This is a genomic window from Campylobacter gracilis (assembly GCF_018374135.1).
GTDB classification, from domain to species: domain Bacteria; phylum Campylobacterota; class Campylobacteria; order Campylobacterales; family Campylobacteraceae; genus Campylobacter_B; species Campylobacter_B gracilis_A.
In genome coordinates this window covers 1-13,690 of sequence record NZ_JAHAFS010000026.1, presented here as the reverse complement: position 1 = coordinate 13,690, position 13,690 = coordinate 1, and the positions used below count along the sequence as shown (strand labels likewise).

12 protein-coding genes are annotated in these 13,690 nt (G+C 49.3%); 6 read left to right on the top strand and 6 right to left on the bottom strand.

Going from position 1 to position 13,690, the window contains the following annotated elements; translation table 11 throughout:
• Positions 1 to 140 precede the first annotated feature (140 nt).
• Entirely contained in the window at positions 141 to 278 is a 138-nt protein-coding gene (locus KH703_RS09615; protein WP_304295654.1) for a hypothetical protein, read from the bottom strand.
• Between the two features lie 259 nt (positions 279 to 537).
• On the opposite strand from KH703_RS09615, the gene KH703_RS09610 reads away from it, so the two are divergent.
• The 3 genes from KH703_RS09610 (at position 538) to KH703_RS09600 (ending at position 4,200) form a co-directional block, all read left to right on the top strand.
• Positions 538 to 2,310, top strand: a complete 1,773-nt coding sequence (locus KH703_RS09610) for an aryl-sulfate sulfotransferase (protein WP_304295653.1) — start codon at positions 538 to 540, stop codon at positions 2,308 to 2,310.
• 129 nt (positions 2,311 to 2,439) lie between these two features.
• Entirely contained in the window at positions 2,440 to 3,294 is an 855-nt protein-coding gene (locus KH703_RS09605; protein ID WP_304295651.1) for an aldo/keto reductase, read from the top strand.
• Positions 3,295 to 3,549: 255 nt separating this feature from the next.
• Positions 3,550 to 4,200 (top strand): thiol:disulfide interchange protein DsbA/DsbL, encoded by a 651-nt coding sequence (locus tag KH703_RS09600; protein WP_304295649.1) that lies wholly within the window; start codon positions 3,550 to 3,552, stop codon positions 4,198 to 4,200.
• A 332-nt stretch (positions 4,201 to 4,532) separates the two neighbouring features.
• Here KH703_RS09600 and KH703_RS09595 read toward each other — a convergent pair whose 3' ends face one another.
• Genes KH703_RS09595 through KH703_RS09580 form a run of 4 tightly spaced genes read right to left on the bottom strand, consistent with a single transcriptional unit; the run spans position 4,533 to position 8,199 of the window.
• Positions 4,533 to 5,219 carry a response regulator transcription factor gene (locus tag KH703_RS09595; RefSeq protein ID WP_304295647.1) on the bottom strand — a complete coding sequence of 229 codons (687 nt, stop codon included), beginning with the start codon at positions 5,217 to 5,219 and terminating at the stop codon, positions 4,533 to 4,535.
• A 1-nt stretch (position 5,220) separates the two neighbouring features.
• Positions 5,221 to 6,870, bottom strand: a complete 1,650-nt coding sequence (locus KH703_RS09590; RefSeq protein WP_304295646.1) for a sensor histidine kinase — start codon at positions 6,868 to 6,870, stop codon at positions 5,221 to 5,223.
• A gap of 39 nt (positions 6,871 to 6,909) precedes the next feature.
• Entirely contained in the window at positions 6,910 to 7,533 is a 624-nt protein-coding gene (dsbI, locus tag KH703_RS09585; RefSeq protein WP_304295645.1) for a protein-disulfide oxidoreductase DsbI, read from the bottom strand.
• 9 nt (positions 7,534 to 7,542) lie between these two features.
• The gene (locus KH703_RS09580) at positions 7,543 to 8,199 is read right to left on the bottom strand and encodes a thiol:disulfide interchange protein DsbA/DsbL (protein WP_304295644.1); all 657 of its coding nucleotides are present in this window, start codon (positions 8,197 to 8,199) and stop codon (positions 7,543 to 7,545) included.
• Positions 8,200 to 8,433: 234 nt separating this feature from the next.
• Between KH703_RS09580 and KH703_RS09575 the strand changes: the two genes are divergently transcribed.
• Both KH703_RS09575 and KH703_RS09570 read left to right on the top strand, forming a co-directional pair.
• Positions 8,434 to 10,281, top strand: coding sequence for an aryl-sulfate sulfotransferase (locus KH703_RS09575; protein WP_304295643.1), 1,848 nt, complete (start codon positions 8,434 to 8,436; stop codon positions 10,279 to 10,281).
• A 451-nt stretch (positions 10,282 to 10,732) separates the two neighbouring features.
• Positions 10,733 to 10,942, top strand: coding sequence for a DUF2695 domain-containing protein (locus KH703_RS09570; RefSeq protein ID WP_304295642.1), 210 nt, complete (start codon positions 10,733 to 10,735; stop codon positions 10,940 to 10,942).
• A gap of 598 nt (positions 10,943 to 11,540) precedes the next feature.
• Here the strand turns inward: KH703_RS09570 and menA are convergent.
• Positions 11,541 to 12,443: a 1,4-dihydroxy-2-naphthoate octaprenyltransferase gene (menA, locus tag KH703_RS09565; RefSeq protein ID WP_304295641.1), complete on the bottom strand. Its 903-nt coding sequence runs from the start codon at positions 12,441 to 12,443 to the stop codon at positions 11,541 to 11,543.
• 172 nt (positions 12,444 to 12,615) lie between these two features.
• Here menA and KH703_RS09560 point away from each other — a divergent pair, with 172 nt between their 5' ends.
• Complete coding sequence (locus KH703_RS09560) at positions 12,616 to 13,446, top strand: pyridoxamine kinase (RefSeq protein WP_304295640.1); 831 nt, start codon at positions 12,616 to 12,618, stop codon at positions 13,444 to 13,446.
• Positions 13,447 to 13,690: the final 244 nt, after the last annotated feature.

Below are 13,690 nucleotides of genomic sequence, written 5' to 3'. Positions count from 1 at the left end.
CCTGATGCTCACCTGCAACAGCAGATCGCAGCGATGTTTTTAAACTGCTACTTGCTCGTTCGGTAAATTTGGCCGCTTAACGGCGCAAGTAGTGTCCGCTGCGAGCGTGATTTTTGGCTTCAAATCCTATAAAAATTCACTCATTTTTTCTCTTTATTTTGTTTGATCTCCTCAAGACTTAGACCGCTTTTACCGATGCTGTCCGTACCGAGCGTTTCGATCATCACGAGTATTGCGGCTGGGTCTTTGCCTAATACGCGCGCTAGCGTGTCCGTAATCTCGGCGATGATTTGCTTTTTTGCTCTTTTGTAGGCTCTGGAGCGGCTACTTTTATATTTACGAATGGCATTTTCTCTCCTTAAATTTGATCAAGCAGGGTTAATTATATCAAATTTTAGCCTATTACCCGTCTCGCTTGCGTTCTAAAATTTAAGTAGATGTATTAAAATTTAACTTTAAATTTGATTTAAAGCTAGTATGATTATTATGTGATTCGGTAGTAGTAAAATTAGATAAATTTACCCAAAAGGAGCGAATATGCGTAAGAATTTTTTCGGTTCTATCGTTTTGGCTGCGGCCTTTGCAAGCGGCGCGTTTATAGCGGTGCCGCAGACTGCGAGTGCGGGCGTTTTGGCGCATCAGGTAAAAACCCAAGGCGAGCTTGGCTCGGTGTTTATCAACCCTTACGACGTGGCGCCTCTAACGGCCGTCATCGATAGGGCGGGTAAGGACATCAAGGATATCCACGTGCGGGTGCTAGGAAAACCGGGCGGCGGCATCGACATCGCCTATAACGTATCCGAGCATGCGCTGCTGACGCACGACGGCGTGCCGATCTGGGGGCTATATCCGGACTATCTAAACGAGGTTGAGGTAAGCTATGTTTTCGGCGGCGAAAAGAAGGTCGAAAAGTATAAAATTTACGCTCAGCCGATCGTCACGTATAGCCGCGATTATAGATTTAGCCACATGCAAAAGATGAAGGTCAAAAAGGTCGATCCCGCGTTTAAAAACAGGCTCTATCTCATCAACAATACCATCACGAGCGTTTATAAGCCGCTTGATTGGAAAAACGGCGGTGCGGCTAGCTGGAACGACTTCACCGAAAATTTCGTCGTCGATACGCAGGGCGAGGTCAGATGGTATCTGGACTATCAGAAATTTTACGACCGCAGCGAGCGCAGAGTGATGGACGGCGGCATGATGATGGGCTTTCATCAGCTGCCAAACGGCGATCTGAGCTGGGGCATGGCGCAGCGATATATGCGCTACGATATGATGGGCAAGGAGGTGTATAACCGCGAGCTGCCGCGCGGCTACATCGACCTTAGCCACGAGGTGATGCCGCTAAATGGCGATCACTTGCTGCTTCGCGTCGCTAAATATAACTACCATCATCCTGACGGCAGAATTTCGCATACGATCAGAGATCACATCATCGAAGTGGACGGCAGCGGCAAGGTCGTGGACGAGTGGGATCTGAATGAAATTTTCGGAAAAAACGTCTACCGCAGCAACCTCATCAAGGCTCTTGACGCTCGTGCCGTGTGCCTAAATATCGACATGGACGCCAAAGAGATCAAAATCAGCGACGATCTGCCGTTTGGCGACGTGACCTCAACCGGCACGGGACGCAACTGGGCGCATGTAAATTCCATCTCATATGACCCTAGCGACGACAGCATCATCCTCTCGCTTCGCCACCAAGGCATCGTTAAGATCGGCCGCGACAAAAAGGTAAAATGGATCCTCGCATCGCCTGAGGGCTGGAGTGCGGACTTTAAAGAAAAGGTGCTAGTGCCCGTTGATAAAAACGGCAACAAAATCAAATGCGAAAACTCAAAATGCGAGGGCGATTTCGACTGGTCGTGGACACAGCACACCGCGTGGCTCACTCCGCGCTACGATAACAAGGGCAGCGTAAAGCACATCAGCGTATTTGACAACGGCGACGGCCGCGGTATGGAGCAGCCTGCGCTAAAAGAGCAAAAATACTCTCGCGCGGTCGAGTACAAGATCGACGAGCAAAAGGGTACCGTCGAGCAGACATGGGAGTTTGGCAAGGAGCGCGGATTTGACTTCTATAGCGCTGTTACGAGCAACGTGGAGTGGCAAAAGGATAAAAGCACCTACTTCATCTCAAGCTCGAACGTCTATCTGCTAAAGCCCGATAAGACGATCAAAATGGTGCTCGTGGAGATCGATCCGAAGAGCAACGACGTTAAATTTGAAATGGATGTGGAGTCTGCGTCTAGAGACGACGTGGCATACCGCGCGCTGGTGATCGATCCGAATATCTTTGATTATTAAAATTTCGCGATAGGTTGGAATTTAGCTTTTAAATTCCACCTGTCGCTTTGGTGCGGATAGAATTTTGAGATTTAAGCGCGAAATTTTAAATTTTTATATAAGATGAATTTTTTTAGCAAAGGAGCAAAAATGCAGTATTTAACCTTAAATGACGGCAATAAGATACCGATTTTAGGATTTGGCGTATTTCAAGTTGATCCGAAAGAGACGCAAAGATGCGTAGAGGATGCGATCTCGGTCGGCTACCGCAGCATTGATACGGCAAAGGCGTATTTCAATGAAGAGAGCGTTGGTGCAGCAATTAAGACGGCTCTTGCAGGCGGGTTAAAGCGCGAGGAGCTGTTTATAACTACTAAGCTTTGGATTAACGACGCAGGTGAGGAGCGCGCGCTAAAGGCCTTCGATGCGTCGATGAAAAAGCTAGGGCTTGACTACCTCGACCTTTATCTCATTCATCAGCCATATGGCGATATTTACGGCTCGTGGCGAGCGATGAAGCGTTTGCGCGATGAGGGCCGCATCCGCTCTATCGGCGTTAGTAATTTCTACGCTGATCGGATCGTCGATCTGTGCGAAAACAGCGGCGTCATCCCTGCGGTAAATCAGCTTGAGTGTCATCCGTTTTATCAGCGTGAAGCGTTAAAGCGCACGCTTGAGGATTACGGCATAGCGTTTGAATCGTGGGCTAGCTTTGCCGAGGGTAAAAACGATATATTTAAAAACGCCGTGCTAAGCAGTATCGGTGAAAAATACGGCAAAAGCTCAGCTCAGGTTATTTTGCGCTGGTTAATTCAGCGAGGCATCATCGTCATTCCAAAGAGTGTAAAAATAGAGCGAATGAGGCAAAATTTCGACATTTTTGATTTTGCGCTTGCGCCTGAAGATATGGCTGCCATTGCTGCGCTGGATACAGGCAAGACGCTGTTTTTCGATCACGACGATCCTGAGCGCGTAAAGTGGATAATCCATGCCTTTGATAAATAAAATTTATTAAATTAAAGCGGATTGCATGCTTTAAAATTAAGCTGCGAGCGTGCAATCCTTGCTATTAAATTTAAATCTGAACGAGATCAGAAATAGAGCTTGTAGCGATAAATTAGCCTGCTTGCTCAAGTGGCGTGATGGCGTAGCCTGCTTTTTATATATTTTCTGTGGGAAGCCGCCTTGCCTTTGTCCGCTTTAATCTCAAATTTACCCTTTATTTTATACAATCTTTGAAATTTACCGCAAAGGAATTTTATGAAAATCGCTAAATTTTTTAAAGCTTTAGCCGCCGTTTGCCTGCTCGGCTCGGGCGCAAACGCGCTAGAGGTGGGCGTTAATTATCAAGTGCTACAAAAGCCGCTAAACGTGCCGAAAAACAGCGTCGTTAAAATTTTTAACTACGAGTGCCCGCACTGCTATGCGTTCGATAGGACGGTCACGCCGCAGTTGATGAAAAAGCTTGAAGGGACGGAGTTTTTGCCGTGGCACCTAAAGACCAAGGGCGTGTTCGGACAGACCGCAAGCGGTATATTCGCAGCCCTCATCGTGCTTGATGAAAAGGACGATGTGAGTCTGCTAAGCGAAGAGTCGAAATTTAAAAAGGCGAAATTTGCGATTTACAAAGCGATCCACGACAAAAAGGACGATTTTGGCGGCGGTAGCGATAAACAAAGGTTCATCAAAACCGCGCTAGATGCTGCGGGCGTGAGCATGAGCGAATACGAAGCGGCGCTTGCCAGCAAAAAGGCGCAGGCGCTGCTTGCGCAGTGGGACGCGGGCTACGAAGTCGCGGTGATTTCAGGCGTACCGGCATTTGTCGTCAGCGGCAAGTATCTCTTAAACACGGCTTCGTTCGGCTCCGTCGATGAAATGGCCGCCGCGGTAAAGGAGCTGCTGGCGAAATAGGCCTTGTCGCATTAAATTTAGCCGCGCCAAAGCAAATTTTGTTTTATGCACCGCGTTAAATTTGGCCGCAGGGCTTCTAGTAAATTTTATCGCTAAGCCGTACGGCACGATAACGACTAAATTTTACGTTTTCAAAACACGGGTCTAGGCGAGTAAAATTTGAGCTAAAATTTACAAATTTGACTTGAAATTTAGGTGCAAAAAGTTAAGGCGAAGTATTTTTGTCATAGACGAGGCGGATGAGCAAGGGCAAAGGAGCGTATAATATAATACGCGACTGCAGCCCGTAGCGAAATCCAACGAAGTATAGGGCAAAAAGCCAAGCCGCAAAGTTAAATTTGATCGCCGCTTAGCATTATGTATCCACTTTCACTGATATTTTTAAATTTAACCCCCAGCTCCCGCTTCAGCCTCAGCACGACGTTTTGTATCGCGCCCTTGCTCGTTTGCTCGCCCTCGTAGACGAACTCCTCGATCATCTCGTAGCTTACGAGCTTGTTTAGATTGTACGCAAATAGCCAAAAGAGCTTGTTTTGCAAAAAGGATAGATAAATCTCCTCGCCGTTTTTGTAGATCTTTTCTTTGGCAAGATTTATGCTAGTTTGCGGGCCCAAGCGCACGAGCTTTTCGTCCTTTTCGTAGGTTAGAGCCACGAGCAGGCGGCAGAGCGCGGCGATATCGACGGGCTTTTTTAGAAACGACGCCGCGCCGTGCTCGATGCTTTTGATGAGGTTGTCGTCGGTGTCGTAGGAGGTAAAGACGATAAATTTTTGCGCGGGTTTTATGCGCATCATCTCCTTCATCATCTCAAAGCCGTTCATCGCGGGCATATGGATATCGGTGATGACGACGGCGGGGGCTAGCTTTTTAAAGCGCTCCAGCCCATCCAGCCCGTCTGCCGCGCCCCAGACGCTTAGGCAGTAGGGCTTTAGCCCGCCTATTAGCAGCTCTCTTGCGATCTCGTCGTCCTCGACGATGAGGACGGTCAGGTCTTTAAGCAGTTTTAAGTGCTCTTGCATCTCACTCCTTTAAATTTATCTCAAAGCTCAGCTCAAACGTCGTCGGATCGCCCGCGCTTAGAAGCCTAATGTTGCCTGCGAGCTTTTCGTTTGCTAGCTTTTTGCCAAAATACAGCCCGATGCCGCTTCCTTGCTTTTTGGTGGTTTTTGGCTGGGTTAAAATTTTATCCCGAAGCTCCTTGTTCACGCCGCTGCCGTAGTCCGTGACGGCTATCTTGCACATGCCGTTTTCAAATTTGACGTCCAAAAAAACTTGCCGCTTGGCGATCTGCTCTTTGTATCGCTCCACGACCGCGTCCTTGGCGTTGTGTATGAGGATGAGTAAAATTTGCTGCACGATACCCATCCGCTGCGTGGCCTCTTCGTCTTGAAACTGGCGCAAGCTTACTGCGACGTTTGCCTTGCTAAGCTCGGTATGCATGAGCTTTAGCAGGTCTTTGATGCAGCGCTGCACGCTAAATTTTTGCGGGCTGTCGCTCGTTTTATAAAAATTTCTAAAAATTTCGATCGTATCGCTTAAAAGCACGGTAGCCGCCTGCCCTTTTTGCAGCATATGCTCTAGCGTCGTGGCGTCTAGTTTGCCGTCTTTTTGCAGCATGAGTAGGCTTGAGATCATCAAATTTAGCGAATTAACCGGCTGGATAAACTGATGATTTATACCGCTGATTAGCTCGCCCGCCTCGCTCATGCGCGCTTTGTGCTTGAGCAGAGCCTCGTAGTCGTCTTGCAGGTTTTTGATTTTTGAGTACATAAAGTTATGGAGGAAATTTGCCACCAGCGCCAACGCCGCGAACGCAAAAAGCAAGATGAGGGCGTTTTTTAACACGGAGCTAAGCAGCGCGGCGAGCTCCTTTTCGTTATCGGTGCCGGCTCCTATGAACCAGTTTAGCGTGGGGATCTCGGCGATGGAGATGAAATTTGAGCCGATATTTAGGCTCGTGATATCTTCGCCCCGTAGGAAAAGCTCTTTAAATTTATCCTCGATCTGCTTTTTTAGCGCCGCGTCCTTCATCGGCGTTAAAATTTCGCCGCCGTGCGTGACGATAAAGGTGTAGGAATCTGGCGCGAGCTTAAATTTTTCCATATTTTTTAGTATGTTTTGCAGCTTCACCACGCCGCAAAACACCCCCGCAAACGAGCCGCCGTCCATGACGGGCACGCATAAATTTAGCGTCGGTTCGCCTAAAATTTTATGGCGCTGCATAAAATTTACCGTGGGTGCGAGCGTGTTTTTGGTCTCCTCAAACCAAACAAGCCCCGTGCGCAGGCTCTTTGGCATCGCTTCGTTTTCGCCTAGCTCCTTGCCGTCCACGAAGATCTCCCCATCCTCGCGCAAAAACTGCAAGGCGTCGAATTCTGCGGAGTTTTCTTTAAAAAGCCGTATGAAGCCGCCGAGTTTTTCGCTATCTTGCGAGATGCCCGCGTTTTCTATAAATTTAGCCGCACGCACCAGCGAGCGCAGCCGCTCATCCAGCCAAAACGAAAAATTCCCGACCATATTTTCGCTAGCGGCGATCTTGTTTTTATCCGCGAGCGTCGTGATCTGCGCCTTGGCGTCCTCGTAGTTTTTCACGCCCAAAAGCACTACGGAAAGGCTTGCGAAAATGATGATGAAGTAAATTTTAAAATTATGTTCGCGTAAGGCTTTCATACGGCGAGTATAGCAAAATCGGTCTAAATTTAGACCGATTTAAGCTTTTTTAAGGGTTAAAATTTTGCAAATAAACATCGCGGCGAGTACGACGAAGCATACGCCAAAGCCGATGAGCGTGCAGTCTGCCATCGACATAAATTTGCTTGATGGGATCAGGTACCAGCCGTCCCCATAAAGATCCACGAGATACTTCTGAAAGCCGTCTAGCGTGACGCCCTCGGGCACTAGCGGATTATCGTAGCCGCAGTCGCCCGTAGGCAAGAACCAATCGGGCGCCCACCGCTCAAGCGGCAGGCCGAACGGATAGTGCGGCTCGGTCGAGCAGCCCTGCACGCCGAACGGATCGTCTCCGTGCACGGCGTCGTGGATCTTGGCGAGCTTGACGCTATACATTATGCCCTGGATCGCGCCCCAAAAGGCTAGCAGGTAGCCCGCGAGCGCGAGGAGCAAATTTTTAGGATTTATGATCGCGACCAGGCCTCCTAGCGCCATGCACAAAAAGGCAAAGCGGATATAGACGCACTGCTCGCAAGGCGGCATATAGACGTAGTTTTGAAACAGCGAGTGCGCGAGGATAACAAGCCCCGCGCTCACTGCTACGAGGATCGCCCACGGCAGGCGGCTATCGCCAAATTTCGCTATTTTTTCCGCAAATTTCATGCCCGCGCCCTATTTTTTGAGCAGTTCTTCGATCAACTGCGCCATGCCGTCGATGGAGCTGATGGACTTCGTCATGATGAGGTATTTGCCGTTTACGACAAACGCCGGCACGCCCTGGATCTTGGCTACGTCGTAGCTCTCGTCCCATTTTTTAAGCAGTTCGGCGACCTTTGGGTCCTCTAGCTTTTTTTGATAGTCCGCTTCGCTGATACCCGCCGCATCAAGCCCCGTCTTTAAAAACGCAGCCTCGTCCTTGCCGTCGCTCCAGCGCTGCTTTTGATCGTGATAGGCTTTGTAGTAGGCAAATTTAGCCTTTTTAAACAGCGAGTTTTTATCTAGCAGACTCACGCCTTTTTCCTCGTCCATCACGACTAAGACGGCAAAAATTTTACTCGCCGCCTCGCCGTATTCGCCTTTGGTTTTTAGATGAAACGGCACGTATTTTAGCCCCGCGACCTTTTCTAAGACCTTCGGCGTTACGGTTTTGTCGTATTTGTAGCAAAACGGGCATGCGTAGCTAAAGACCTTAACTAGCGTGTTTTGCTCGACTGATAGCGGTTTTTCGAGCTTTACGTAGTCCTCGCCCTCGGTAAACGCGGATGCGCTAAGGGCGCCAAACATCGCTACGGCTAAAAAGCCTTTGCTAAATTTAGAAAGTAGGTTCATGGGATGCTCCTTAAAATGATTTTGTTTGCGTTAATTTTATATCCTCTCGCCGCCGCAGAACTCACGCTAAGATAAATTTTAGATTAAATTTATAAAATTTCGACTAAATTTTGGCATAAAAGCCAAAATTTGAAATTATTTTTTATAATTAAGCAAGTTTTAATAAACGCGTGATTTCTACGTTAGCGAGGTTGATTAAAATTACGATATCAAACCAATTCAAAGGAGAATAAGATGAAGCGAACTCTTTCTTCGTTTGCACTAGCTGCGGCGCTTTTAGGCGGTCTAAGCACGGCTGCGCTGGCTATCGGCGGACCTAGCGGCGCGCACATAGACTACGGCATTCCGGGCAAGATCGGCGAAGTAGTCGTTAATCCATACGACATCGCGCCTCTAACGGCGGTTATCAAAAACGGCGGCTACACGCTGGCAAACGCAAAAGTCACTATCGTGCCAAAACCGGGCGGTCAGGTTATCAGCTATAAGGTCGCCGACAAGCACCTTCGTACGCACGGAGGAATCCCGGTTTTCGGGCTCTACCCCGACTATCAAAACACCGTCGAGGTCGAGTACGATAAAATTTATAAGGGCCAAACCGAGCACGTAAAAGAAAGCTATAAAATTTACGCGCCTGCGATTTATCTAGAGAGCTCTGGCATGCCGTCTCAAAAGGGCGCGCTGTTTGATAAAATCGAAGTCGTGAAGGCTCCGAGCGCGAAATTCGCCAACCGCCTCTACTACGTAAATAACTTCGTAAATAAAACCGGCAAGGGCACCAAAGTCGTGTGGAACAACCCCGCAGGCGGCGCGATCGAGTGGAACTACAGCCCGAACAACTTCATCCTAGACACCAAAGGCGAGGTGCGCTGGTATCTAGAACCTAGTAAAATTTACGACCTCAAACAGCCGTTTAGTGCGGGCGTTATGATGGGCTTTAAACAAAACGACGACGGCGCGATGACGTGGGGCTACGGCCAAAGATACGCAAAATACGACATAATGGGCCGCGAAATCTTTAACCGCGAGCTACCTGTAGGCTACAACGACTTCTCGCACTCGCTAGACGTTGCGCAAAACGGACACTACTTCCTGCGCGCGGCAAACGCCAACTATAAACGCGCCGACGGTAAAAACGTCCGCACGATCCGCGACGTCATCATCGAGGTCGATAGAGACGGCAACGTCGTGGACGATTTTAGGCTGTATGAAATTTTAGATCCGTACCGCGACATCGTGCTAAAAACGCTCGATCAGGGCGCGGTGTGCCTAAATATCGACGCTAAAAAGGCGGGGCACACCGCAAGCGCAGACGAGTTAGCCGCGATGGATATGAACGAAAAATGGGGCGACATCGTGGGTTCGGGCCCCGGACGCAACTGGGCGCACGTAAATAGCGTGGATTACGATCCAAGCGACGATAGTATCATCATCTCCAGCCGCCACCAAGACGCCGTCATTAAGATCGGCCGCGACAAAAAGATCAAGTGGATAATGGGCGCGCACAAAGGCTGGAAGGACGAATTTAAGGGCTATTTGCTCCAGCCTGTAGATAAAGACGGCAAAAAGATCGTCTGCGAGGACGAGTACTCAAAATGCCCGGGATATGAGAGCGAGAAGGGCGGATTTGACTGGCAGTGGACGCAGCATACGGCATTTCGCATCGATAGCAAGTCCAAAAAGGGCGTCGTATATCTCACCGTCTTTGATAACGGCGACACACGCGGTATGGAGCAACCTGCGATGGCGGGTATGAAATACTCCCGCGCGGTCGTCTATAAAATCGATGAGAACGCCAAGACCGTCGAGCAAGTATGGGAATACGGCAAACAGCGCGGCAGCGAGTGGTACAGCTCGGTCACTTCGCTCGCACAGTATCAAGACGACCTTGATAGCGTGATGGTTTACTCAGCGGTCGCGGGCATGCAGTTTGACATCGCCAAAGGCCGTCCGGTCGGCGTGCCTAGCCCTCATATCAACGAGTTTGAATGGGGCGCAAAAGAGCCGTCAATCGAAATCAAAATGACCAATGCGATGGGCTATCAGGCGTTTCCGTTTAGCCTAGAAAAGGCGTTTGAGAAGTAAAATTTTAAAATTTAGCGGTCGTGTTTCGGGCGCGGCCGCCTTTGTTTTAGTTTATGGTTAAATTCTACACATCTACTCGATAGAATTTCATCTGATATTTGCCAAATTTTATCCCTCGGTACGGCAAAATTTAGCCGAAAATATAGCTCTTTGTTCTAGATAAAATTTAATCATGCGGATTTGCGATTTCGCGCTCTGCTTTTGCTATAATTTCGCTCTGCTAAAAAATTAATAAGGATTATTTCGGTATAGACGAGCTAGTGCACGGTCTGGATGAAATTTGCATGCCGCTTGGGGCAGGGGACGACGGGTATGAGGTTAATGCGCCCAAAGGATATCCGTGCGGCAAGGCGGCGCAGCAAAGGAGAAATAATGGAAAAATCTAGAAAAAAAGGAACTCATAAAGCTCGCGGCGCAGCGGCAGCGAGATGCATTTGAAAAGAGCCTGCCGATGAGTAGGGCGGAGTTTGAGAGACTATTTGAGTTCTTAGGCGAGGGCTTGGCGCATCGTGGCTGCGACGGCACGCATAGGCTCACGCTGGAGTTTTTGCGAGCCCGCCGTGCGCCGAACGAGACGGCAGTCTTGGACTTTTGCGAGCAAAACGGTGGGTATTGCGGCTGCGAAGTTCTAAGCAACGTGCAAGATTGCTTCGAGTTTTAAGGGGCTATGCGTAGGGAGATATGGTTTCGCAAGCGTCGTTTCAAAGAGGCAGTGCGTAAAATTTAGTAAAATTTTAGCGACGCGAGGGCTCAAAATAGGGCTAAAGCAATCAAAGCCGAAGGGATGGATAAATTTTAGAATGTGTGAGGGCTTAAAAGTAGGGCTAAAGCAGCATTTGCGGTGCGAGCTGCCGCCCGTGCAATAAGCATAAAACTTACCGCGCCAAACACGCGGGTCGTTTGTAGAATTAATGCTCTAGTTTTTAAATTTGACGCAAAAGTCGGGCGACCTGCCGTCAAAACGGCAATTAAAGCATGGTGTGATGGGGCTTGTATGGACTTAAGAGCGGTATTTCGCTTAATTTAACTATACAAGACGGCGCGGAGATCTGGAGTTTGCCCCCTTAAATTTGATTGCGGTAGCTATCAGGCGGACAGAGATATGCTATGGACGTTTTCATTGAGCGAGCTTGCCGCAGACGCTTTGCTGTGCGACAAGCAGGTTGATTGCAAGATTAGGAGAACTCGCACAAAGCGCTTTTGCGCGAGAGGACTTTGCTGCGGTGCCGACGTAAATTTTATCTGCGCGGCGTTTAAAATTAACCCAAAATTTCCCCGACAAAAAACAGCGCCGACATCGTAAATGTGCTGAGCGCGACGACCTTTAGCTGCCCGTCGAAATCGCGACACTCCCGCACTTTCGATACGAAAAATAGATGCCTGATAAGCGGCGCAAAGCTAATTACGTAGAGTAGTTTTACGCCCGGCTCGCCCCGCAAAAGCGAGTAGCATAGCATCAGACTCGCTCCGCCCGCGATCAGCGCATAGTGGTAGCGCTTGGCTACGCGCAGTCCGATGCGAACGGGGATCGTGTGTTTGCCCTTGAGCGCGTCGTTTTGGATATCGCGCATATTGTTTAGATTTAGCACGGCAGTGCTTAGTATACCGCACGCGCACGCCGGCAGCAGCAGCGCCGCATCAAGCGAGCGTGCGTATAAAAAGTACGAGCCCAGCACGCTCAAAAGCCCGAAAAACAAAAACACGAAAATATCGCCAAGCCCCTTGTAGCCGTATGCGCCGGCTCCCACGGTGTAGCGGATCGCGGCATATATAGACGCGCCGCCCAGTGCCAAAAATAGCAGCACGAGGTAAAATCGCTCGCCAAATGCCAAAACGCTTAGCGCGAGGCTCGAAAATGCAGAAAGTAGCGCCGTAGCGACGATGACGCGCTTCATCTCGGCCGCACTCATCTGCCCCGTTTGGATCGCGCGGCGCGGCCCCAGCCTACCATCGTCGTCGGTGCCCTTTACCGCGTCGCCGTAGTCGTTGGCGTAGTCGCTTAGCACCTGAAACAGCAGCGTCGTAAGCAGCGCCAGCGCAAAAATATCCGCTCTAAATACGCCCGCGCCGTATGCCGCGCCGCTGCCTAACAACACGCCCGAGACGCTAAGGGGTAGCGATCTAAGGCGAGCGGATGCGTAAAGAGCTTTTGCGGTTATCATTTTTTGCCTTTTTAAATTTATACGCCGAATTTACGGCAAACCCAGCTTAAAATTTAGCGGAAAAACGCCAAAAATATTATAAATTTAGACTATTCGTAGAGTAAATTTTATTTAAATTCGCCTTTTTAATATAAATAGCGGTAAAATAGAGCCAAAAATTTTAGGAATTGTGATGAAAAAAGTTCTTACCGTTCAAGATATATCCTGCGTGGGCAAGGTTTCGCTGACCGTCGCCTTGCCGATACTTAGCGCGATGGGGATGAGCACGAGCGTGATCCCTACGGCGGTTTTATCGATGCATACGGGCTTTTCGGGCTACACCTTTTGCGATCTAAGCTCGCAGATACGCGCGATCATGGCGCACTGGAAAGACCGCGGAGTGGTGTTTGACGGCATCTACACGGGCTTTTTGGGCTCGGCGGCGCAGATAGAGATTATGGGTGAGCTATTTGTGAGCTTCGGCGGCGCGGGCAAGACCATTTTGGTCGATCCTTGTATGGGTGATAACGGCGTGTTTTATCCGGGCTTTAACGAGGATTTTGCTCGCATGATGTCGCTTCTGTGCGCCCAGGCCGACGTCATCACGCCTAATATCACCGAGGCCTGCGCGATCACGGGCGTGCCGTACCGAGAGGACGCAGATAGGGATTTCATCATGGATCTGCTTGCGCGCCTTAGAGAGCTGGGCGCTAGACAGGTTATTTTAAAGGGCATCGGCTACATCGCCGATCAGTGCGGGGTTTTTAGCTACGATGCGCGCACGGGCAGGACGAACGAGTATTTTCACGAGCTGCTGCCGGTCAAATTTAACGGCACCGGCGATATTTTCGCAGCCGTAGCCTTCGGCGCGATAATGCGCGGCAAGTCGCTGGAAACGGCGGTTCGCATCGCCGCAGACTTCGTCGTAAGCACGATCAAAGAGACGATGAGCGACGAGGAGCGCAAGGACTACGAAGGGGTGGATTTTGAGGCAATAATCCCCGAGCTGGTGAGGAAAATCTAAGTTCTAGACGGATTTGAAGCTCGCCACGCGGGCAGAGGGTTTACGGTAGAGTTTTAAAATTTTACCGCAAAAAGAATTCCTAAATTTTATCTGCGGCGTGAAATTTTAAAATCTCAAAATTTATGTGTCGTGTGGGGCATGGAATTTTATAGGCGATGTGGAATTTTAGAATTCATGCATTGCACGGGCTTATAATTTTATCTCCTGCATAAAATTTTAAAATTTGCACCGATGTAAAGATGCG